Raw genomic sequence first — 23,832 nt, forward strand, 5'->3', positions numbered from 1 at the left:
CTGCCCATTACACCGCGACACCCGCTTCGTTCCGACCTCCTCACCCACGCCGCAGCAAGTACTCAAGTCCACGGAGCGGTGGTATGACATAGCTCAGCGTCGTAGCTGATAGTCTGCGCCCCGGCCCCCCGGAGATCGGAGTGGCAACCGCACCGCGAGGGATCAAGCAGTTGCGCGGCGCAACGCTCCGAGCGCCACCAGTTGCCCTTCCACCGCGTCAACCGTGATGGCGTTCAAACAATCGTAATGGCCGTACCGGCAGGTCCGTTCCAGGCACGGACTGCACGCAAGTGGCCGGCGCACGACGGCCACGCACCGGCCGCGCGGCCCGGTCCGCTCCGGATCCGTAGACCCGAATACACCGACAGTCGGAATCCCCACCGCAGCCGCTACGTGCATGGCCCCGGAGTCGTTACCGGCGAACCCGTCACACAACGAGAGCAGCGCGACGAGCTGCCCCACCGTGGTCTCCCCGGCCGCCACAATCGGCGACGCCGCGCTCGCCTGAGCCACCCGCCGGCACCGTTCGCGTTCCCCCGGTGCGCCGACCAGCACGCAGCGCACCCCGTACCGACTCTCTAACCTCTCGATCAGACCGACGTACCGGCCTTCCGGCCACTCCTTCGCCGGACCGTAGGCGGCACTCACTGCCATGGCGATCAGCGGCCCCGCGCCGCCCCGCGCCGCCAACCATGACTCCATTTGCTCGCGGTGATGCTGGGCCACTTCCAACCGCTGGTCGTCGATTGCCGCGACGCCGAGACCATTGCGCAGCAGATCGAGGTAATCTCCCGACTGGTGGCCGCGCCGCAACCGCGGCAACGGCACTCCGTTCGTCAACATCCAGCTTCGACCATCGGAACGGAACCCGGCCCGACGCGGAATGCCTGCCAACCACACCCAGAACACCGACTCGAAGCTTTTCGGCAACACGACCGCAAGATCGTAGCGCCCGCCCCGCAGCTCGCCGATCAGCCGCGCGCGGTCGGCAATCCCCCGGACACCCGGCGCCACCGAGTACGGCACGACCCGATCGATCCAGCGGCAACCATCATAAAGGCCCGCCAGTTCCCGCCGCACCAGCACTGCCAGGCGCGCCTGCGGATACGCAACCCGCAGGGCGCGAAGTGCCGGCAGGGTCATGACGAGATCTCCCAGCCAGTTCGGCGCCTTTATCAGCACCCGGTCTGGCGCTCCGACTGCGCCCCGTCCCCGCGCCGTACTCCGGGTCTCGTGCTCCATCCGTTTTTTCACCGCTATCCATTACCAAAGCGCACCGGACACGGCGGCCGTGGTAATCCGTTTCCGCCGATCGCTGCGCCGTCACGGCTCAACCTGCGGCACCAACTCGACGCGCGCCGATGAAACTCGAACGCCCTGCATCGTCCCCTCGAAGACCACGTCGATCTTGCCACCGCCACTACTTCGTACCCTGCCTTCGAAGACCACGATCGCCCCGGGCGGCACAAAGGCGCGCAACTTGACACCCCGTACCCGTGCGGGCCGCAATGCCCGGGGCCGGCCCGGAAGCACCCGGCCGGCTAACTCCACCGCCAGTCGCGCCTGCACGTCGACCAGCATCGTCCCCGGCAGCACCGGCTTGCGAGGAAAGTGGCCTGCGAACCACGAAGCGTCCGCAGGCACCCTGACCTCCGCCCGCAGCGTCCGATCCGCTTCGGTCGCCACGCCGGAAATGCTCAGGTTCGCTAATTCCGCCGGCGGAGTCGGGGGGTTGGCCCCGGCCTCGCATAGCACCCGGAACTGCCGCTCAACTACAGCGGGATCGTCGAACTCCTCCATCGAGAGCATCGGACCGACACTGCGCCGTAATTCCACCAGACACCGCTCGCCGCACCATGCGCGGCCGCCGTAGGAAACCGAATCCGGATCGCAGCGATCGATCTCGACCTCCAGTTGGAGCCGGGTATCGCTGCATGCCCCGGCGTTCGCTTCGAGTTCACCGGCTAAAGCCGCAATCGGGCGCCGTCGAAAGTCGGCCTTGGCCATGGCAACCCAACCGGCGAGTTGGCCGATCGCCTCCGTAATCAAGCTCGGCGATAACTGTGGCACGGCGCCCCCGACGACAGGGCTTCGCGGCTCCGCGTGCGGAACGACACATATGCCACGTGCGGCCCGCCCCGGATCGATGTCGGTAATGCTCTGAACGAACGAGAAGCAGGGCGGCAAGGGCCACTCCATCTCGATCTCGAAAGGCATCGGGGCCGCCGCGTCCCCGGCATACCCCGGCTCAGACATGCGACGCTCCCGGCACCTCCGTCGGTCGTGCGCGGCGCCCGCACCACCGCTTTGCAGGAGGTCTCGCTCGCGAACCCTGACTTTCAGCGGCAGCGCGCATCGCGGTCGGCTGCAACGTGTTGTTGACTGGCGCGCCACAACCTTCGAGGATCATCCTGTACCTCGCAGAACAGTGACCATCTCGGCAATCATCTCGACGTGCGCGGCGTCGTCGGCAGCAAGCACGATCGGCTGGTACTCCGGGTTTGTCGGCAACAGCGCCGCCTCGTTACCCTTGTCGGGGTCGAACACCTTCGAGTCGATCGGGATCGTCACCCAGCGCATGCGGTCCTCGTCGTCGGAATTGCGCAGCGGCCCGTACTCGCGCGTCAGATGCCAGAACACCCATCCAGCCCCGTGGCGTCGCTCGTGACGCACAGGGGCACCGGCACCGGCCCGCGCGCGAACTCGAACGAGCTCGCCCATTCGTCATGGTCTTTCTTCCACGATGAGTAGATGCTCGCAATCGCCCCCTTGCAGGCGCGGCGCTTGCGGTCGAAGAGAGCGGCGTTGTCGTGCAGGTGGTCGCGCGGCACCCGTTCGGCCGCGCCCCCGTCAGTGCAGGTGAAGGCCATGATGCAGCATGGCGCGGGCTATCGCCCGCAACCCATTGCGGATTGCGGAATGCGGATTGCGGAACTCATGAATCCGTCGTCCGCAATCCGAAATCCGCATTCCGAAATTCTTCGCACCATGCGATCAAACGCGGAAATCGTAAATCAGCGTGGGCGGTGAGTTGATTGATCTCGCAGACGATATTCCACTCGCCCCCTACATGGGCTTGAAGCCGAACCACTTCTCGTCCCACCAGTTCCAGCTCCAGTTCCGCACGCGCCAGACGCCGTCCTTGTAATGAAAGATCAGGCCACGGCTCAAGTTTCCGGCGCCCGAGCCGCGCGCGATGGCCCAGCCCTCCGTGGGCGACACAAACTGCACTTGCCTGACGATGTACCGCTGGGCAATGTCCGGCGGCAGGGTCGGGCCGGGCACCCTTTCCCAGCGCCCGCCCGAGAAGTGCATGAAGAACTCACCACCCGCCCGGCGGAACGGATCGCTGACCGCAAGCCAGTAGTCCTGTGCGTTGACGACCGCAAGCGCCTCGAAGGCGACAGAACGCAGATCCTCGGGCAACTCAACCCGCTCCCACGTCCCGTTGAAGGTCCACAATACAGGGTCTGGATCCCGCCGCAGGGGGTCGTCGTCGAAGGCGGCGCTGCCGCGGACGACGGCACCGCCGTCATCGAGGCAGTGAACCTCGTCCATACGAACCGACGGATAATGTATCGGCGGAACCGGCACCTCCTTCCAGTCGCCGCCCACACGCCGGAAGGCGTGAGGGCGGCGCCGATCGCCACCCTCGCGCCGGGAGCCGACCAGCCATCCGCCACCGTCAGGCTCGAGACAGAGATCCGTCATCGACCACTGCTCACCGAGTGGCCAGCCCGGTTTCCGTGCCTCCCACTTCCGGCCATCGAACCGGAGGAGAAGTGTGCCGAAGACATTCGTCTCCCACTCGAACCGCGCGATTGCCCACCCGTCAGCCGGCCCGCCGAGCGCAAGCTTCTCGATGCCCACCGACAACGACGGAATACCCTGAGCTTCGACCGCGGAGCATCGCGCACCGTCCCAATTGATAAACAGCCCCTCCGACTTCACGTCTCGAACGGAAAACCGCTCAGGTCCGAACCGGTAGAGTTCTGCCCCGCCAGCCCATACGTGGGAAGCGTCGGCGGCATCCACGGTCCACAGGTTGGCAAACCACGTCCGACCCACGAACCACAGCCGCAAACTGTCCCCATCGATCTCCAGCACCATCGGGTACCCCACCAACCAGCCCCGGCCCGGCGATACGAAGTGCATGCCGTACCACTCGAAATCCGTGACGTTCCGCGGCGCCACCTTTTCGGAGTCCACCCAATGAGCCGGCACCTGCTCCACCTCGGCAGCCAAACACCGAGGGCCGCGTTGAAGTCCGGCAAACAGCATGAGAGCGATAACGACAAGCCACACGGCAGTCTCCTTCCGGTTATATCGCCAACACGGCCGGAAGCGCCCGAAAGAACCTCCGGTTTGCCTCGAACTGGGCGCCAAGAAGGGTTACTTCGCCACCGACCGTCTGATGCACAAGGAACCGGAACGGCGCACCCGCTGGACCCTTGAGGTGCTGCGTCCCAGGGAACAGATGCCCGAGGGCATACGGGTCCTGCAAATAATGAGACGCCCCGCCAAGGGAGACAAGGAAGTCGCGATTCGGGGACGAGCCCCACAACCTCGAAGCCTCACTGGCCAACCGGTAGAATTCCGCATGAGCGCCATCCGCGAAATGGCCCTCATTCCACCAAACATCGGCGTCTTCTTGAAGGTTGGCGGCGACGATTTCCTCCACCTGGAACGGTGTATACCCCGCGTCACTCGCCGCTCTGGCGGTGACCGATTGGTGCACGCTCTTGCTGCTGACCTTCGTCAACCCGGCTCCTCCCGCCGCACTCCCCAACGGCCCCGTAAGATACTGGTCGTAGCCATATGTCCCCGCATACCCACCCACAAACGACACCAGCATCGACGCCCATTGCGGTGCCCCCGCCGCTTCAGCCGCCCCTCCGAGCGTATCAGCCGTAACCGTCGCGGCCGCCGAACGCAACGCCACATCGCCCAGCGCCTGTATCACATCTCCAACCCCGACGTTGCTCGGCAAGCTGCCGGACAACGAGCTCAGACCGATGCTCGTGCCGGCCACCACCACCCCGAGTCCTACGCCGACCGCCCCACTGATCGCGCCGGCAGCAGCCGCTTTACCGATCTCAGCCAGACTGGCCCCGGAGGCCGCAGCGATTACCGCGCGAACTGCCGCCGACAGAACGCTTGCGATCACCACGGCAGCCAGGATCTCGAAGAACTCGCCGTCCGGATCGGTCCAATTCAAAGGATCCCCGTTACCATACGTGTACGGACTGGCGAACTGTCGCGCCGGGTCATGGGTCAGGAAGCTCCCGACACCGGGATCGTAGAACCTCGCACCGGCGTACTGCAGACCGGTCAGCGGCTCGGTCTCGTAACCGGTGAACTCCCTGCACGAAGGCAACGACCTGCAGTCGCCGCCGCGCGCGACACCGTACCCGTCGAAACGGCCCCGCACCCCACCGTACGGCAGGTATCGAATGTGGGCCGTCGTCCGACCGCGCACATCGGTGATCGACTGCGTCGAACCGAGATGGTCGACGTGATGGTAGGAGATCGTTCGCACCCCAAGCGCGACCGCCGGTCGCACATGGATCGGAGTCGTGGCCACGCATACCAGCGCGACCGCCGCGATTACGTGCCCCCTGCGGACGGCCAGGCCCACGACTCGCCTCCGACGCGCTCCCGGTACGGCAATCAATCCGACGATCCCGAGGCCGCACAGGCCGAGTGCCACCCACGACGCCTCATCCCCCAACAGCAGTGCCACACCCGAGCGCCCACCCCCCGCGGCCGCCACTCGCACCAGGCGCCCCGTGCCGGTCATCGCGCCGTACGGGAGCGACACCTGCTGCGAGGCAACGAGCATCCCGCCGGCGTAGTAATACTTGGTCATCGTACCGCCGGAGGTCTCGACCAGCCGCCCGAAATACCGCCTCACCTCGCCATCGCGCACGCTCACAGTGCGCCGACCCGCGTGGTCATAGCCGTATGACACGGCCCCTCCGTCCACTCCGACGAGCCGGTTCTCGGCGTCGTATGCGAACACGTGCCCACCGGCCACGACCCGATTCCCATTTGCATCGTGGGCGGCCGTACCGCTCGCGCTGCGTGCGAGCCGATGCGGGTGTGCGGTCTCGTACTGCAACGGCTCGCCGTCTTTCACGGTCATGTTGCCCAGACGGTCGTATTCGTACCCGGACCCGTACGGCAGGTTGGGCCCCGCAACGCCGGTCACCCGGCCGAGCGCGTCGTAGGCCATCGTCGCACTGTTGTCCAACACCTGGGCCCCTCCTGTCCAATCGACCAGATGCGTCAGCTTACCGGTCGGCAGATACGCCTCGTACGCATAGTCGAGCACAGTCGCACCCGAATCGCCGGTGACCGTATGCCGCGCGAGGCGGAATCCGTCATCCGCACCGTGGTACAAGAAGGTGTCCGTGGCCCGGTTTCCGCGCACCAGAACGCGCGGCCGACCGAACACGTCGTAAGTCAGGCTGCGCACATAGCTGGTCCTGCCGCGCATGCGCCGCAGCCCGCCGGCAGCGTCGTAGTAGTACTTCAACCGCTCCCCATCGGGGTAGGTAAGCTGCGTCACTCTGCCAGCACGGTCGTAAGCGTAACGCATCACCGCACGCTGCGACTCGCCGGCGGCGACGATCGTTACCTCGGCCTGAGCCTTGCGCCCCCGCGCGTCGTAGCAGAAGCGCACGCCCCCGCCGTCTGCCTCCTCGACTTGCGTCAGCCGTCCCACGGCACAGCCTCCCCGAGCGCAGTCCTTGGTCGGACAGCCGCTACCGTCGTCGTAGCGATACGTCGCCGTCGCGGGGCCCGTACACGCGGAGGCATCGAAGCTGTCGCCCGTGCCGATCACCACCTTCTTCACCAGGCGCCCACCGGCGTCGTAACAGAACTGCCGGTGCTGCCCGGACGTCGGATCGTCCTCGTAAATGAGATTGCCCACGAGATCGTACCCGTACCGCCACGTACCCGAGTCCGGGTCTGCAACCCGTATCTTGCGGCCCAGGGAATCGTAAGCGATGTCGATCGTCGTCGCCGGGTTCCATGCGCCTCCCTCGCTATCCTGCGTCAGGGTACGCAGCCGGCCCAGAGCGTCGTACCCCCGCCGGGTACTCTGGAGTACGCGGTCGCCCTCCGACACCTGCACTTCCAGTACTCGACCGAAGCCATCGCGCCGTTCCCGCGTCGTCGCACCGCGACACGTACCGGCGTTGACGCAAGCATCGCGCGTCGTGGTTTCCCAGGCAGTACCCCGGTCGTGGGTCACAACGGCGCCATCCGGCTGTGCGACGCCAACCACGCGTCCAAGCGCGTCGTAGGCGGTCTCGGTTGCCGGCTCGGTCGCCGCGGCGGGCCGGTACTCGCCCACGGGCGACCCGGCACCGAGGATCGACGGTGCGTACTGCCGCACCGGATTACCCACCGCATCGAACTGCGTCGTCGCCTCGACCACCACACGGCGCTGCCCGTCGACGACCGCATCGCGCTGAACCTGGATGCGCCGTCCGAAAGCATCGAAAAATTCATCGTGCCAGATCAGGGCCGACCGCGAGTACGGTCCAAGTCGGCCGCGGCTGACTCGACTCGGGGTTCCCGGCGCGCCGAGCCGATACTGCAGGCGCACATCGGGCACCGCCGAACTCTCCCCGGGTGCCGTAGTGGCAACAAGCCGGCAGAACTCGTCGTAAGCGAACGCCGTCCGCGCCGCGCTCGCGGCAGTGTGCACAGCCGGATCGTAGGCCACGGTCTGCCACAACTTCGTGCCGCATCCCGGGTCGTAACCGCTGGTAATACGGTGCCCCAGGGGCGTCGTCACGGTTGCGGCGTAAAGGTGGGTGGCAGCATCGTACTCGGTCTCGGTAATCTGCCCGGCCGCGTCGACCAGCCGCGTGAGGTTGCCGAGGGCATCGTAGGCCATGCGTGTCGTCACGCACCGTCCGCTCCCGCTCGCCGGCGCCTCCGGACACGATTCACCCTCCGGCAGTCCCGCCACCGAGACCTGATCCAACCACTCCCACGCGGTCGTCGCCAATCCGGCGGTAACGGCCCCCGGTGCGCGGTGGTCGTACGCATACCACTTTTCCGCAACCACCACGCCGGCGTTGTCGCGCACGGTCGTACGCCGCGGGCGGTCCAGCACCGTCCCGCCCGCGACATCGACCGCAAACGCGGTGGTCGTCTCCAGCGGCGTCGCCCCACCCCCATAACGCCTCGACCGCGTTACGTTACCGTACGCGTCCCACTCGTGGTTGCGCAGATAAGTGAAGCGGTTCACCACCCCGTTGCTGGACTCGGCGCGCACGGAATGCATCAGGCGGACCGCATGAGCCGCCCCCGTCGTCACTGCGGGACAGGTAACCGAACTCATGGATGGGAGAGCCACGCACGCCCACGAGTCGTACGTGAAACCGAGCACGGTTCCTGTCGGCGTGGCCGTCTGCGCCAGCTCGACCTTCCCCTTGCGAGCCCCGTCCTGGTGAAACCAGCTCGAGTGTACGGCGCCGCCACCGTCATCGCGTTCTACCACTCTGAAGCCGCGCAACTCCCGGGCCCCGGGATCGAACCGGCCGTTCCAGTACGTCAGTTGCGTACGCATCTCGTGGGCCGCCGGCGGGTCGTCGCAGTCGTCGGCGCAAAGACCGTCGCTGCGCGCGATCTCAACCACGGTCCACAACACAAACGGCAGAGAGGGCACACCGTCCAGATCGCGGTTGTCCCAGTCGGTCGAGGGCCGGTAGTCGAGCGTCGTGGTCCCGCCGATACCGTCTTCGAACACCCGCAACACGCCCGGCCGCCCGGCATACGGATTCGGGGCGCTGCGGTCCCCACCCGACGGATCGCATTGCAGCCCGTCGCCACTCGCACACCACGCCCCACTGCCATGGCGGTGCACGGCCATGGTCGTCGCCGCGGTCGTGTAGTCGACGAAGTCCACCAGCCCATCCCCGTCGGCGTCGAACAGGTCGCGGTGCGTCACCTGATCGGGAAACGAATCGATGTCCCGCACGTGCCCGTACGGCGCGGCCCAGGTTATCGGCGTCGTCGCGAAGCCGGCCCCGCGGTTCAGCACAACCTGCCATACCGGTCGCTCGGCGCTCCAACCGCAAATGTCGACTATATCGGGCAGGCCGTCGCCGTTGATATCGACCAGCTCGCGGACGACGGACGGATCGGAAAGCCCGGCGGGGACGCGCAAGCCCGACCAGTTACAGCCCAGATGCGGGAAGCTCCACAACTCCCGCGGTGCGAAGCTGTGGCCCTGGTTGACATATACCCACCAACTGTTCGCCGGCGTGTTGACCATGACAATCCGGTCCGGCAGACCGTCGCCCGTCATGTCGTAGATGCCGGCAATCTGCACGCCGCTATCCTCTCGGACGAATCGCAGCCCACCGCTGGCGCCGGCGTTGAAGAGCTGCGGGGCGGCCTCGAAACCGCTGCCAGTGTTGTACCAGACCTGCCAATCGAACGGCGGTCTCTCGTCGTCGCGCTCGGCCTGCACGAGATCGAGGCGGCCGTCGCCGTTGAGATCGATCAGGTCCAGCGTATCGACCATGCCGCGGATGCCGGCAGAGAATCCCTCGACGGTACTCCCACCGGCCCGCAGAGCTGCCCGCGGCGCCGGCCACGACACGCCAGCCGTGAACCCGCCCGGTGTCGTCGCCGACGGGCGTCGCCCCCGATAAAGCGTCCACGGCACACTGCGGGCGTCGACCAGGTCGACGATGCCGTCGCCGTCGAGATCAACGGTTTCGATCTGACCATAGCGTGCCTGCCCGTAAATGGCCGCATGCCGGATGCCGATGTAACAGAGCGCCTCGGGCACCTCCCATTCGATCGGTTCGGCCGCGAAACCCTCCGGTCCGCCGCGGTGGACACTCCACGCGCACGGGCCATCCAAGAACGGGAAATTGTCGCGGACCAGGTCCGGGATCGCGTCGCCATCGATGTCGAAGGCGTCCCGATGGGTCACTTCGTCGGCCCAGCCACCCCCTCCCTGTTGCGTGGTCCAGCGCAGCGCCGTGGCCTCGTATCCATGTGGCGGCCGGCTGGCCCGCTGTGCCCCAGCCGCAAACCCCACCCCCAGCGTCCCGTCCTGATACAGGAACGTACCGCTGGCCGGCAGCCCGTCGGCACGGGCCAGCGATCGACCCTGACCGTCGAACAAAGTGACGGCACTGAGGAACCGCTCGTCCCCCGTGGGCCGACCGTCTTGCAGGCGCTCATACGTAAAGCCGTAGGAGCGCACGGCGCGCCCGTCCGTCAATTGCCGCACGTCCACCGAATCGAGGCGCCGCTGCACGCGAGCGAGGAACCCGCCGTTGCCGCCGAGGACGACATCGCCAGCGGCCCGCCACCGCCAGTTAAACGCCACTTCGAACAGCGCCGGCAGCGCCGCGCCAGGGTTCCCCCCGTAGCGCACCCAGCGCGGATAGAGCACGTTTTCCTCAACATCGTAGTCGAACTCTATCTGATTGCCGTGCGGATCGACGATGCGACTGACGCCCCACGCGAAAGTTCCGCCGCATGGCGCAACGAATCGCGCCGCCACCGCGCTCCCGATACGATGTCCCGACACCTCTCCGAAGATATACTTCAGGCCGCCGCGGTCACGGACCGTCCAGGTGTTCGCCCCCCCGTCGTATGTGATCTGAACGAAGCCCTCTTGAATGGCTACGGTACACACACCCGTGGCGAGATCGAGCGCGCACTCCGCGGCGTTACCCGGCAGTGTCAGCACGTAATCGCGTTGCCCTGCCAGAACGCCACAATGCGGCACGCCGTTCTTCGTGCTGCGCTGCACGCGCGGCAGAGGCAGGTCCCAGCCGGTGCCGTACGGTCCCGGCCCGGCGCTGCTGCTGTAGGACAGCGCCAGGCGCGGCGTCAGGTTGTGCCGGCCCGGCGGCACCTGCAGCTCGACCGCCGTGGTCGCCGCACCGACGAACATGTTCGCCTCCGGCGCCCGCGCCAGGCCGGTAAACGGCGTCGACCCGTCGCCGGTGTCGGAACCGGGAGCTCTTGGCGCCTCGGCCAGAACTGAAACCGGTCCACCGCCGGTGCCGAGCACCCCAATGACAATCACCGTCAACCACCACCCCAGCCCACCCCGCGTTCTCATGGTCGTCCCTCCCGTATCTATTGCGCTACTGGTCGAACTCGGGCGGCAGCGGCGGCAGCGGGGCAGCGTAAGGCGGCGCCACCCGTCCCCGTTCGCCCGGACGCTTCGGTCCGCCGGGGACGCCGCCCGCACCCTGCCGGCGCTGCCGCCGCAGGGTCTCGCGCTCCCGCATCCGTTCCAACCGCGTCGGCAACGTCGACTCGACCTGCTCCCGCGTCAGGTACTCCGCCGGCGCGCCGCGTCCCGCCTCGCGCGCCAACACCGCCGCGGGCCCGCCAACTCCGGCTGCCAGCACGGCGACAAAAGCCGCCAATCCGACTCCCCTTTCCAGCCCCCGACGGCCGCAAAGCCGCCCCCGCACCCACACCCCACGTCCCGACATGCTCCGCTCCTTTCCGCCAACCCGCTGCCGGTTGGCCCGGTCAAGCTCCTGTCTCGATTTCTACTCGCGTTAGGTTAATTGTCAAGTCTTTTGTTTAGTTCCTTGTCTTAGTCGCAGCACGGTGCCGGCCGCTCCTGACCGCACGTTTTGCGCCGCCGGGCGACACGACGTTTTCCGGGTGCATTTCGGTTCCCAACCTGATTGAAGTGAAACCACGGTCCGGCAGAGAGCGGCGCCAGTGTTGAAACGTATTCGCATGTGCCATCGGTGGGCTGACGTAACATGCGATAGAGTCGGTCAGCTCGCTTCGAGACGTCGCCACGAGGCGCGGATTCTTTGGGGGAAATGATCCAGGCCCTTCCGCGTCAAGACGCAACCGACCTCATGAACTCGCGTACGAAGCGCGCGCCGGCGCCGCCACGGCAGCCGCACGACTACTGGCGGAAACGTATTCGCTCGGCACAGTTCAGGCGCGGCCTGCGGCGCGCGGTCGGCGCGGAACTGCGCGACCTGGCGCCACGCCGCGTCGCCGACCTGGTCGACGCCACCGCCGTGCGCCGCGCGCTTCGCCAACTGGAACTCGGGAGAATCGACCGCGAGGTTCTCGGCGACTTCCTGATTGCCATGGAGCGTCACTTCACGCTTCGTCTGCGGCGCGATCGTCGCTCGCTCTTCGCTGTTCTGGGTCCCGAACTGGCGCCGGATGTCGAAGCCCTACTCGCCGCCGACGGCCACCTGCCGCCCTTTGCCGACGATCTCGTCGCGGGCATGCTCGATCAGGAACTCGTCAACAAGCTGCTCACCGATCTCGTCTTCACGGCGATCGGGGCATTCAATCGCAGGGTCAACCCGATCTTCGGCGCGGTGACGACGCACATGCTCGAAGATCAGATCAAGGGCTTCATTCGCCTGTTCATGCCGACGCTGCAGCGCCAGGCGGTTGCGTTCGCCACCAGCCGAACCAATCAGCGGCTGCTGGTCGAATTCTCCCGCGCCTTTGTACGCCAGTTGTTCGAGCAGCCGGTTGCGGCATACGCCGATCTGCCGTCGCCGACTCAACGCCGGCGCGCCGAAGCGCTGCTGCGCAAGGCGCTGCGCACAAAAAAGGCCGACGCCGCCCTGCGGCAGGCGGCGCTCGACGCCTGGGACAACCTGTACCGCAACGTCGCACAGCGGACCGTCGCCGAGTTAATCGACGTGACCCGTTACGCCGAAGCGCTGACCGACCTGGCGGTTACCTCCCTGCAACGGCTGCTCGACCGCGACGAGTTGGCAAGCTTCCTGGCCGCCGAACTGCACCGCGCCCCACGAACGTAACCGTGACCGCGACTCGACCTCGCCGCCACCTGCCCCTTGCCGGCTCTCGACGAGCAACGCGCGTCTCGACTATCCTGCCGATCCAAGACTGCTTCATTCGGAAGCGAGGATGTCAGCGATGCCCCCGATTACCGCCAGGACCGGCGTTTGCGCCATACTCGGCCACCCGGTCGGCCATTCCCTATCGCCCGAAATTCACAACGCGGCCTTCGCGGCCCTCGACCTGCCGTTCGTCTATGTCGCGCATGACGTTGCACCCGGCAACGTCGCAACGGCCATCGCCGGCGTAAGGGCGATGGGATACCGCGGCCTGTCGATAACGATTCCTCACAAGATCGACGCCCTGCACGCGGTCGACGAGGTCGACGAGACCGCGCGCGTCATCGGTTGTATCAACACCGTGGTCAACCGCGACGGCCGTCTGTTCGGATACAACACCGACGGGCTCGGTGCGCTCGGTGCCCTGCGCGACGCCGGCGCCGACCCCCGCGGCCGGCACGTGCTGGTCCTCGGCTCCGGCGGTGCGGCACGCGCCGTCGCCGTCACCATCGCACGCGAGGCTCCGCCCGCCGCCCTTGCGATTCTCGGCGTCGAGCCCGATCAACTGCGCCAGCTCGCCGCCGATGTCCGTGCGCGCGGCCACTGCGGCACCGTCAGCGGGGACGAGCTTACCGACGCGTCTTTGCGCCGCGCCCTGGAGACCGTCTCGATCGTTCTCCACTGCTCGCCAATCGGCATGCATCCGCACGAAGACGCCAGCGTTGTCCCCGCCGCGCTCTGGCATCCGGGGTTGGTGGCGTTCGACGCCGTCTATAACCCGCGCCGCACCAGGCTCCTGAGCGAGGCAGCCGCGGCCGGGTGCGCGACGATCGAAGGGGTCGAGATGTTCCTCGGCCAGGCCTACGTGCAGTTCGAGCTCTGGACCGGCCGGGCGGCTCCGCGCGAGATCATGCGCCGCATCGTCGAGGCCCGGCTGTGAACGTCGTTCTCGTCGGCTATCGCGGCACCGGAAAGAGTTCCGTCGCCGCGGTTGTCGCCCGCGAACTGGGGTTGACCGTCGTCAGTCTCGACGCCGAGATCGTCCGCCGGGCCGGCAAGAGCATTCCCGAGATCGTCGCCGAGATCGGCTGGCCGGGCTTCCGCGACCTCGAAGAAGAGATCGTCCGCACCTGCGCCGCCCGCGACGGTCAGGTCATCGACTGTGGTGGCGGCGTCATCGAACGCGAAGCGAACTTCGCGCCGCTACGTGCGGCCGGCCCTGTGTTCTGGCTCCGGGCGTCCACCCGGACCATTGTCGAGCGCATCGGCGGCGACACGCAGCGACCGTCGCTCACCGGCACGAAAAGCTTCACTGACGAAGTGGAAGAGGTCCTCGCGCGCCGTCGGCCCCTGTATGGCCGCATCGCGCATCACGTTGTCGATACCGATGGGCGCACGGTGGAGGAAGTGGCGCGGGAGGTGGTTGAGGGCGTGGGGGGCTGAGGGCCTGGCTGTCGGGTGCCTGGGGGCGCCGCTGCGGATTCCCGGGCACGGGGTCGCAGGCTCGCTGCCCCATGCGCCACCGCCCTCATGCCCTCATGCCCTCATGCCCTTCCCTCAACAGACTTGCCACGTACCGGTTCGTGTTCATACGGATACGGCGTGCCTTTTCCGTTGGGTCCTCCTCGATCGCCTTCTCGTCGGCGGCAACCCGGAACAGCGGCTGCCCCTTGCGCACGATGGTCCCGCTCTCGTGTACGAAGACGTCCAGCACGCGCCCCGAGAAGGTTGCGTAGACCTTGTTGAACATCTTCATGACCTCGATGATGTACAGGGGTTGGCCCTTCTCGAAGTGATCGCCCGCCTCGACGAACATGGGCATGTGCGGCGCCTCTCGGTTCCAATACGTCCCGCCCATGGCCGCCACGATCTCGTCCGACCTGGTCGCCGGCGGCGGCACGAGCACCTTCTTCATCGCCTCCTGCAACTCGCGGTCGCGCAGGCGTTCGGGGATCTCGATCTCGAGATCCGGCCGCACACGCAGCTCGAAGAAGCCGACATGGGCACCGAGCAAGGGCACTATGCCGAGGATTTCCAGGCCGAGCTGGTGTCCCACGTGGGCCGCGCGCACGCGATCCCAGGTGTCGGCATCGAATCCAAATGCGGGCGCATCGCCGCAAAGCAGGCGGTCCAGCTCCGGCCAGGCGATGTCGTCGCGCGTGTGTTTACGGAGAGCCGCATAGAAATCGCGCGCCTTGAGCAGTAGCTCGGCGTCATGGTCCCAAATACGTTCCGTCGCCGGGCCTTCCCGCTCGTCGTAATTGAGCAGCCGGTAGGTGTCCCACAGCACCGCAACCGGGTTGCGCTTGAAAGTGACGCAGCCGCCGCTGACGTCGAAGTCGTGCATGTGCTGCGAAAGCCACGCCGACAGGTAGTGCGGCTCTTCGAACAGCCTGCGAATAGGCCGTTCGACCAGGGTTTCCTTTAGATCGTACGCCCGGCCGATGCCGGCGACCGCCTCGCGATCGGCCTTCGCCACCTGACGCCTCTCCATTTCGCGAAAAGCGTAGTTGAGGTCGACCGACTGCGCTTCTTCCTCGAGCAGCCCGACGAGGGTCAGGTACGGCACCACGAACTGCGTGGTGGGTTTCGCCCACGGATCGCGGTGCAGGAACCACTTCATGATGCCGAAATGGAACTCGAGGTTGGTGGCGAGATCGTTTCCGCGCATGCGAGTCCTTCGCAGCACCTCGGTCAGCCGTGCCCAGCTCTCGACGCGATGCGCTCCGGTGGAAAGCAGGAGCGCGATGTTCGAATCGTACGCGCCCGCCAGCCGATAGCGAATGAACATTCCCGTATCGGGGTTCTTGAGCGAGATGCCCTGGTCGTCACGGATCTCGCCATCGACGGGGTCGGACCAATGGATCATTAACCCGCCCGCGGCCGGCTGCAGCGCCCGGTCAGTGGCATTGAGACGCACCTCGATGGCGGCGCCGTCGCGCGGCACCCGCGCCGGCTGGGGCAATGCTGTCTTGTGCTTCGCCACCAGGGCCATGGCTTCGACCAGAGAATGGATGTCGAAGAAGTCGGTCGGGTCTCCGGGGTTCGCGAAGCGCAACGCATAGCAGAGCTCCGATACCCGGTGCTCGACCTGGATGCGCGTGTTCACCTCCATGAAATAGTGCCGGTTGCCCTCGACGATGCACTCGAAGGTGGAGGCGCTGTCGAGTTTGACGGCGCGACCGAACCGTTCCGCCTCGGCCTCCATGCGCGACAGGACCGCGAGATCGGCTTCGAGAACCGCCGTTGCGGTCTCGTCACCCTCGGCGCGGGCCCGGTCCGCCGTGGCGCGCAGTCCCTCCTGCGTGATCGACACCTCGACGAGCTTCTGCTCGTGCATCTGCAGCGAGCAGTCGCGACCGCCGAGCGTAACGCACCACTCGCCGTTGCCCAGCATCTGGATCTCGTTGTGGCGCGTCGCCTCGACGTTCAGCTCGATGAGCATGTTCTTGTTGTCGCCGGCGCCGGTGGCTTTCACCTCGCCGAGAACCTCACGCACGAGCGAAGGCACGACCTCCGCCGCGGAGAAAATGCGCTGGCCCTTGCCCCCGCCCCCACCGATGGCCTTGAGCCGAAAGCGCCGGCCGGGATTCTCCCGCAGCAGGCGCTCCGCCTCGATGCGAATCGTCTCGGCCAGCTCTTCAATGCTGAACAGATCGACGTGGGCGCGGTACGACGCTTCCAGAACTGCCTCGGCAACCGCGTGCAGTTCGCTGGCCTCGTCCGCAAGCAGCGGAACCTCGAGGTTGTGTCGTCGGGCAGCTTTCCGCAGCGTGGCCCGGTCGGGGCACTTGCGTAGGAGCGTCCGCACGGTCGCATCGTTGATACCCGGCGTCACCGACACCTGGTTCAAGATGGCGGTACGCTTAGCCTCGTCCTTGGCTCCAGCTGCCGCTTGCGTGTAGGCGCACGGACCGATGAAGCGCAGGCCTGCCGTCTCGATGGAACCGACGAAGTGGGCGTCCTCCGCCATGAAACCGTAACCTGCGAAGACGTAGCCGTACCCGTGCTGCTTGCAGATGCCGATTATCTGCTGGATCCGCTCCTCGCGCTCCTCCTTCGTAGTCCCGGTGTAGTCGGGCACGGGGTGAACGTGCCGCGGGTCCATGATCCGCAGCTCCGGCGACAGGGCACGCGGGAAGACGATGCTGTCACGCTCCGACAACAGAATCCCGATGTCCGTCATACCCATCTCGCGGAACACCTCGATGGCTTCCTTGCGGATTGGGCCGCGGCAGACGACGAGCACGCGCATGTCGTCGCAGGCAAACGAGCGCACCCACGGGGACGGGCTGTTCGCAAGCCGCCGGTCGCGGTGCACCAGCGGGTTACTGGTATATCGGTCCACGGGTTTCGCTCCCACGGTCATCAATGGAACTCCCGCTGCGGACCGCCCATCGGTCCCGGCACGTAGGCGCGCAGCAGCGCCCCGAGATTGCGGCCCAGCACGGCGCGCAAGTCCTCGGGCATGACGATCTCGGAGATCGACCCCAGCGACAGCGCCTCGCGCGGGTTCATCAGCTCACGCTCGTAGCGGGCACTGACCTCCGCCTCCTGTGCGCGCAACCACTCCTGAGCCGCCCTGGCGGCCTCCTGTTTGGCCTCCTCGGGCGGCGTGCCGCTCTTCGCACGCGCCTCGATCTCCTCGCGCTCCATGGTCGCGGCACGGCTGCGCAGGGCACGCAAATCGTCCTTGTACACATACTCCTTGCCGGCAGGACCCATGACGGCGACGCGGGTCGTGGGCAGAGCGAGAACGATATCCGCGCCCGTCGCGTAGCAGTTGAATGCCGCGTAAGCCCCGCCGAAAGCATTGCGCAGGATGAGAAGGATGCGCGGCGTGCGGATGTCGATAATGGCGTCGAGCATGGCCCGTCCGGCCTGGACTATGCCGCGGCTTTCCTGTTCTTTGCCGGGGAGGAAGCCGGTGGTGTCCTCGATGAAGATCACGGGGATGTTGTACAGGGAGCAGAAGCGGACGAAACGAGCGATCTTGAAGGCGGCGTCGCAGTCGATCTGTCCGCTGGCGACGGCACTGTTGTTGGCGACGAAACCGACGACGTTACCGCCGAGCCGCCCGAAGGCGGTGATGGCATTACGCGCGCGATCGGGCTGCAGCTCCATGTAATCGCCGTGGTCGCACACGCGCTCGATCACCACGGTAACGTCGATGGGCGTATTGAACCCGGTCGGCGAGTTGAAGGCCTTGCGCAGCAAGGTGTCGATCTCGGTGGTGCGCCGTCCGATCGGGTCGCTGGTCGCCTGGAACGGGGCCATGACCCGATTCGAGCTCGGCAGGTAAGCGAGCAGCCGCCGTGCGGTCCGCAGGGCCGCCAGCTCGTCCTGCACGCAAACGTCCGTCACGCCGCTGGCTCCGTGCACGCCAGGACCGCCGAGTTCGTCGGGAGTAACGTCCTCGCCGAGAACGCTCTTGACCACTCCCGGTCCCGTGAGGCCGAAGAAAGTCTCCTCGGGCTGGATCATGAAACTGCCCTGGCGCGGCAAGTAGGCACCGCCTCCGGCGTTGAAGCCGAACATGCACATGATGCTCGGCACGACGCCGCTGACCTTGCGTAACGCGGTGAACGCTTCGGCATAGCCGTCGAGGCCGCCGATACCCGCTGGGACAAAGGCCCCGGCGCTATCGTTCATGCCGATCAGCGGCATACCGCGTTCTCCGGCGAGATAGATCAGGTTGGCCAACTTGCGACCGTTGGTGGCATCCATCGAGCCGGCGCGCACGCAGAAATCGTGGCCATAGACGGCGACGTCGCGGCCATCGATCTTCGTGACCAGCGTTGCGATCGACGCACCGTCCAGACTCTTCCCCCAGTTCTGCCACAGCACGGTGGCGTTGGCGTCCCGGTCCTGCAGCGCGTCGATGCGCTCCCAGACCGTCATCCGGCCCTTGACGTGCTGGCGCAGGATCTGCATCGTCCCGGCGGCGGTAAACGGCCGGCCGCGCAACTCCTGACCATCGCGAATCGCCTGATCGTAAGGCGGCAACGGTCGCTCCACACCGCGCGCTGGCGCCTCGGCAAGCGGATTGTCCAGGGTCGGGATCACGGCCCGGCGTTTAGTCATCGTCACTGACCTTCCTCAAATCGGTGCGCGGGATGCCGTCCCGGGTGCACACCACAGTGGCACACCGCTCGGCGCATTGGACCCGATGCCGCTGCCGGCGCGTGCCGGGGCCTTTGTGTACCCTGTTCGGTGTGCCCTGCCAAGTAGGTGGGGAGGCAAATGAACCCGCGGCGGTGGTGGCTTTACGGCGAGGGTGTCGGCCGTCTGCGCTCGCGACTTCCCACCGACAATCCTCGGCCAGGAACCTCGAGCGGGCAACTCGGGACCGGGGACTGCGGATCACAGCGCGGGCTACCGCCCGCAACCCAAAGCGAGCAATCAGCCCGTTCGCCCCGAGTAGGAGCCCTTCCCCTGGGCTCCGTATCGAGGGGCGCACCCCTGCCGAGCCTGTCCCTCGATACGCCGCCTGAGAAGACGGCTGCTACTCGGGACGAACGGCGGGCCCAGCCGTTCCCTGGCCTGAAGATCTCTTCGCGCCGTGCGCGCAAACACGGAATTCGTAAATCAGTTCTCCGACTCTACCGCCGGCGCTGCGATCACCCCCGCGGCCTTCAGGGCCTGGTAGGTCGTGTACCCACCGGACAGGTTCGACGCCCGGTACCCGTGCTGGAGGAGGAACCGGGCCGCGTAGTAGGCTCGTTGTCCCACCTCGCAGAACAGGGCGATGGGCCGATCCTTCGGCAACTGCCCGTAGTGCTGCCGTAGTTGCGACAGCGGTAAGTTGATGGCTCCCGGGATATGCCCGGCGGCGTGCTCGTCGGCCTCGCGCACGTCCACGAGCAGTTCCCCGTCTTTTCCCAGACCCTCCCATTGCGCCAGCGGCATGTCGCCGTCCAGATAGTTCGCCGCCACCATGCCGGCCAGGTTCACGGGATCCTTGGCGCCGCCGAACTGGGGCGCGTAACACAGTTCGGCTTCCGCCAGGTCGTAAACGGTGGCGCCCTTCTGGATCGCCATGGCGATCACGTCGATGCGCTTTTCCACACCTTCGAGTCCGACCGCCTGCGCGCCCAGTATGCGCCCGTCGGGCACGTCGAAGAGGAGCTTCAGACGAATCGGCCGGGCTCCCGGATAATAGCCGGCATGATGGCCCGGATGCAGGTAGACCTTCTGGAAATCGCCGACACCGCAGCGACGCAACCCTTTCTCCGAGGCTCCGGTACAGGCGACCGTGAGGCCGAACACGCCGACCACGGCGGTAGCCTGCACCCCGCGGAACAATCGCTGGCGGCCGGCGATCGACTCCGCGGCGATCCGCCCCTGCCGATTCGCCGGGCCCGCTAATGGCACGATCGTCTCCTGTCCGGTCAGCACGTCGCGTACCTCCACGGCATCGCCAACGGCCCAGATGTTCCGGTCCGCCGTGCGCATCGTATCGTCGACCATGATGCCGCCACGCGCCCCCAGAGCGAGTCCGCATTGCCGCGCCAGCTCGACTTCCGGCCGCACGCCGATGGATAGTATGACCAGATCGGTCCGCAGCCGCGCACCTGACTCTGTCAGCACCGCCAGTGCGCCATGTTCGTCCTCGAAGCCGGCCACGCCATCTCCGAGGTGCAGCGTCACGCCGCGCTCCCGGAGATGCCGCTGTACCCAGTAAGCCATTTCCGCGTCGATCGGTGGCATTACCTGCGGCAGCTTCTCGAGGATCGTTACCTCCAAACCCCGATGCGCGATGTTCTCCGCCATCTCGAGCCCGATGAACCCGCCGCCGACGACAACGGCGCGCCGCGGTGCGCGCTCCTCTATCCAGGTGCGGATGCGGACGCTGTCAGGGATCGTGCGCACGGCGAAGACCCCGGGCAGGTCGATGCCGGGCAGCGGCGGGCGAATCGGCGCCGCGCCCGGCGACAGGACCAGTGCGTCGTAGGGTTCGTCGCGTTCGGCCGGCGCGCCGCTCGCGTCGAGATCGCGGACTCGGATCGTGCGTCGTGCGCGGTCGATGGCCGTCACCTCGTGCCGCGTGCACACGCCGATGTTGAACCGTTCGCGGAAGAGCTCCCGTGAGGCGACCAGCAGCTTGCGCTGGTCGGCAATCACGTTACCGACGAAGTACGGCAGGCCGCAGTTGGCAAACGACACGTACGGGCCGCGGTCGAAGATCACGATCTCCGCACTCTCGTCGAGTCGCCGCAACCGCGCCGCACATGACGCCCCGCCGGCGACGCCACCGACGATCAAGACACGTCTTCCCATTTTCCCTCCCGCAACCTCGCTCCGGGCGGATCAGCCGCGCCGTCCGCCCTTGAGTGATGCCAGGAACCCAAGCAGGGTCCTGGTGTTGACGATATCGTCCCTGGTCGCCCAGCCTCGCCGCGCCATGGCCACGCCGTAGTGCAGGTAATGCATATGGGCCAGGCTGTGCGCGTCGGTGTCGATGATCAGAGGCACGCCCGCGGCCACCGCCTTGCGGATGTGCTCGTCCTTCAGGTCCAGGCGGTCCGGATGGGCGTCGATCTCCAGCACCGTTCCGGTGCGTTTGGCCGCCGCGATGACGGCGTCGACGTCCAGATCGATAGCCTCGCGACGCAGGACCACGCGTGCCGTCGGATGGAAAAGTATATCGGCGTTCGGGTTCTCCATGGCCCGTATCACCCGCCGCGTCTGCGCCGTCCGCGACAGACCGAAATGGGAGTGAACGGCCACGCCGACGACATCGAGCTGTGCCAGCGTCGCGTCATCGATGTCGAGCCGACCGTCCTTGTCGATGTTGACCTCGGCTCCCTTGAGCACCCTGATGCCCGCCAGGCGCCGGTTCAACTTGTCGATCGCCGCCATTTGCCGCCGGAGTTGTTTTTCGTCGGACCCGCCGGTCATTGCCAGTCCGCGCGTGTGATCTGTGATGGCGATGTACTCGTGCCCAAGTCGCTGCGCCTCGGCCGCCATCTCCTCGATCGTGTTGGCGCCGTCGGTCCACGTCGTCTGCAACTGCAGGTCGCCGCGCAGATCGTCGTAATCGACGAGCGCAGGGAGGCGACCGGCGGCGGCCGCCTCGATCTCGCCGTTATCCTCGCGCAACTCGGGAGGGATGTACGGCAGGTCGAGCGCCGCGTAGACCTCCGCCTCGGTCTTGCCGGCAATCGCCCGCTGGCCGCGAAAAACGCCATACTCGTTGAGCTTCAGGCCGCGCTCCTGGGCCCGGCGGCGCAAGGCGACGTTGTGAGCCTTGCTCCCCGTAAAGTAGTTGAGCGCCGCACCGAAGCTGGCCGCCGGAACGACCCTCAGGTCGACGTCCATTCCGGAAGACAACTTCACGCTCGATTTGGTCTCGCCCTTGCCGTGCACGTGAACGACCTCGGGCATGGCAACGAACGCGTTCATGACGCGCCCGGGGTCGGCCGCAACCACCAACACGTCGCCGTCGCCCACGGTTTCCTTGCGCCGCCGGATGGATCCCGCCAGCGCGACCTCCGTCACGCCCATGACGGCGCGCAGGCGAACTGCCAATTCCTCCATCACCGGCAGGGCGACACCCAGCGCAAAACGCCCGCTGTGTTGCTGAACGAAACCGACGCCCTTCAAGATCTTCTGTTCGCTCTTCTCGCCGAAACCGGGCAGGCCGCGGATGCGGCCGGCACGTGCGGCACGCTCGAGGTCGGCGAGATCACGCACGCCGAGCGACTCGTACAGTGCCTTGATGTGCTTCGGTCCGAGCCCCGCGACGGCGGTGAGTGCGCTCAAGTCGACGGGTGTCCGCGCCCGCAGCTCTTCGTAGTACGGGAGAGCGCCGGTTTCGATCAGCTCGATGATCTTCTCGCCGATGCCCCGGCCGACCCCGGGCACCGCCTCGATCGCCTTGACGCCGCCGCCGCGGTACAGCTCGGCAAGCTGCGCGTCGCTCGACTCGACGGCGTCTGCCGCCTTCTCGTAAGCCCGCGGTTTGAACGCGACGCCGTCCATGTCGAGGAAGATGGCGATCTCACGCAGCACGCGGGCGATCTCGGCGTTGGTCATGGCCGCGGCCCTCCAAACCGGGACGGTACGTAAAGCGGGCGGTTCCCGCAACGGCCCGCAGACTGCTTTCCGGCTCTCAACCAAGCGTCCCCGAGGGTCGTCGCTCCTCGTCCGCAGGGTTTACTCCCTTGGCTCGCCCGCACCATGCTGTCATACTGTTTCTCATGAGCGCGCAACCGCGATCGGTGACTGCAGCGGTCATTGCCGACCTGGAAGCGGACCCCATGCTGCGAGACCACTTCGTCCGCGCTCTGGGCGACGGCATCGCCACCGCACGCGCGCTCGCCGAGCAGGGTCGCATCCTTGAGCGACACACCCAGGTACTCGAAGACCTGACTGAAGCCGTTCGCGATCAGGGTCGACACATCGAGGAACAGGGCAAACGTATTGAGGAACAGGGCAAACGTATCGAGGAACAGGGTAAACGTATCGAGGAACAGGGTAAGCGTATCGAGGAACAGGGCAAACGCATCGAGCGGCAGGGTGAGCGTATCGAGGAACAGGGCAAGCGCGTCGAGCAGCAGGGTGAGCGTATCGAGGAGGCATTCCGGAGGGTGGAGGCACTCGGAGCCCGCTGGGGTTTGCACTCCGAAGAGGCGTTCCGAGAGGGAATGCGCTCGGTGCTCGAAAGACGCTTTAAAGCCAGGGTCCGTCATTGGGAGGGTTTCGATCCTGACGGGGTCGTTTTCGGTCACCCGGCGTCGATCGAGCTCGACCTGGTAATCAGCAACGGTACCAGCCTGGTTATCGAGGTTAAGTCTCACGTATCCGCGGCGGACCTCGCGGCGTTCGAGCGCAAAGCCAAGCTCTACGAGCAACAGACCCAGACCGCCGTCGCCCGTATGGTCGTCAGCCCGTCGGTGGACCCGCGTGCAGTTAAGATGGCCGAAGACCTGGGGATAGAGATATCCACCCACCTCGGGTGAGAGTCCGCGGCGTTCCT

The 23,832-nt window shown here is 66.5% G+C and carries 15 protein-coding genes; 4 read left to right on the top strand and 11 right to left on the bottom strand.

Features of this window, described 5'->3' with window-relative positions; translation table 11 throughout:
• Positions 1-162: 162 nt before the first annotated feature.
• The 7 genes from waaF to L6Q96_13615 all read right to left on the bottom strand — a co-directional run bounded on the left by waaF (position 163) and on the right by L6Q96_13615 (position 11,495).
• Positions 163-1,254 (bottom strand): lipopolysaccharide heptosyltransferase II, encoded by a 1,092-nt coding sequence (gene waaF, locus L6Q96_13585; protein ID MCK6555591.1) that lies wholly within the window; start codon positions 1,252-1,254, stop codon positions 163-165.
• Between the two features lie 69 nt (positions 1,255-1,323).
• Positions 1,324-2,256, bottom strand: a complete 933-nt coding sequence (locus L6Q96_13590; GenBank protein MCK6555592.1) for a hypothetical protein — start codon at positions 2,254-2,256, stop codon at positions 1,324-1,326.
• Between the two features lie 150 nt (positions 2,257-2,406).
• On the bottom strand, positions 2,407-2,640 hold the full coding sequence (locus tag L6Q96_13595) for a hypothetical protein (GenBank protein MCK6555593.1): 234 nt from the start codon (positions 2,638-2,640) through the stop codon (positions 2,407-2,409).
• Positions 2,625-2,870 (bottom strand): hypothetical protein, encoded by a 246-nt coding sequence (locus L6Q96_13600; GenBank protein ID MCK6555594.1) that lies wholly within the window; start codon positions 2,868-2,870, stop codon positions 2,625-2,627. The genes L6Q96_13595 and L6Q96_13600 overlap by 16 nt, the downstream gene beginning before the upstream one ends.
• A 196-nt stretch (positions 2,871-3,066) precedes the next feature.
• Positions 3,067-4,305: a hypothetical protein gene (locus L6Q96_13605; protein MCK6555595.1), complete on the bottom strand. Its 1,239-nt coding sequence runs from the start codon at positions 4,303-4,305 to the stop codon at positions 3,067-3,069.
• Between the two features lie 16 nt (positions 4,306-4,321).
• A complete protein-coding gene (locus L6Q96_13610) occupies positions 4,322-11,113 on the bottom strand; it encodes a hypothetical protein (GenBank protein ID MCK6555596.1) in 6,792 nt (2,263 codons plus the stop codon).
• 25 nt (positions 11,114-11,138) lie between these two features.
• A complete protein-coding gene (locus L6Q96_13615; GenBank protein MCK6555597.1) occupies positions 11,139-11,495 on the bottom strand; it encodes a hypothetical protein in 357 nt (118 codons plus the stop codon).
• Between the two features lie 384 nt (positions 11,496-11,879).
• On the opposite strand from L6Q96_13615, the gene L6Q96_13620 reads away from it, so the two are divergent.
• The 3 genes from L6Q96_13620 (at position 11,880) to L6Q96_13630 (ending at position 14,294) form a co-directional block, all read left to right on the top strand.
• Positions 11,880-12,812, top strand: a complete 933-nt coding sequence (locus tag L6Q96_13620; protein ID MCK6555598.1) for a hypothetical protein — start codon at positions 11,880-11,882, stop codon at positions 12,810-12,812.
• Positions 12,813-12,930: 118 nt separating this feature from the next.
• Positions 12,931-13,791 carry a shikimate dehydrogenase gene (aroE, locus tag L6Q96_13625; protein MCK6555599.1) on the top strand — a complete coding sequence of 287 codons (861 nt, stop codon included), beginning with the start codon at positions 12,931-12,933 and terminating at the stop codon, positions 13,789-13,791.
• Positions 13,788-14,294, top strand: coding sequence for a shikimate kinase (locus L6Q96_13630; GenBank protein ID MCK6555600.1), 507 nt, complete (start codon positions 13,788-13,790; stop codon positions 14,292-14,294). Before aroE ends, L6Q96_13630 begins: the two co-directional genes overlap by 4 nt.
• An 85-nt stretch (positions 14,295-14,379) precedes the next feature.
• On the opposite strand, the gene L6Q96_13635 is transcribed toward L6Q96_13630, so the two are convergent.
• The 4 genes from L6Q96_13635 to polX form a co-directional block, all read right to left on the bottom strand.
• The gene (locus L6Q96_13635) at positions 14,380-17,220 is read right to left on the bottom strand and encodes a biotin carboxylase (GenBank protein MCK6555601.1); all 2,841 of its coding nucleotides are present in this window, start codon (positions 17,218-17,220) and stop codon (positions 14,380-14,382) included.
• On the bottom strand, positions 17,220-18,935 hold the full coding sequence (locus L6Q96_13640; GenBank protein MCK6555602.1) for an acetyl-CoA carboxylase carboxyltransferase subunit: 1,716 nt from the start codon (positions 18,933-18,935) through the stop codon (positions 17,220-17,222). Before L6Q96_13640 ends, L6Q96_13635 begins: the two co-directional genes overlap by 1 nt.
• A 504-nt stretch (positions 18,936-19,439) precedes the next feature.
• Positions 19,440-21,131: an FAD-dependent oxidoreductase gene (locus tag L6Q96_13645; protein ID MCK6555603.1), complete on the bottom strand. Its 1,692-nt coding sequence runs from the start codon at positions 21,129-21,131 to the stop codon at positions 19,440-19,442.
• A gap of 30 nt (positions 21,132-21,161) precedes the next feature.
• The gene (gene polX / locus L6Q96_13650) at positions 21,162-22,889 is read right to left on the bottom strand and encodes a DNA polymerase/3'-5' exonuclease PolX (GenBank protein MCK6555604.1); all 1,728 of its coding nucleotides are present in this window, start codon (positions 22,887-22,889) and stop codon (positions 21,162-21,164) included.
• Positions 22,890-23,053: 164 nt separating this feature from the next.
• Between polX and L6Q96_13655 the strand changes: the two genes are divergently transcribed.
• The gene (locus L6Q96_13655; GenBank protein ID MCK6555605.1) at positions 23,054-23,815 is read left to right on the top strand and encodes a DUF3782 domain-containing protein; all 762 of its coding nucleotides are present in this window, start codon (positions 23,054-23,056) and stop codon (positions 23,813-23,815) included.
• The last annotated feature ends 17 nt before the right edge of the window (positions 23,816-23,832 follow it).

Source organism: Candidatus Binatia bacterium (assembly GCA_023150935.1).
Lineage (GTDB): Bacteria > Desulfobacterota > Binatia > HRBIN30 > HRBIN30 > JAKLJW01.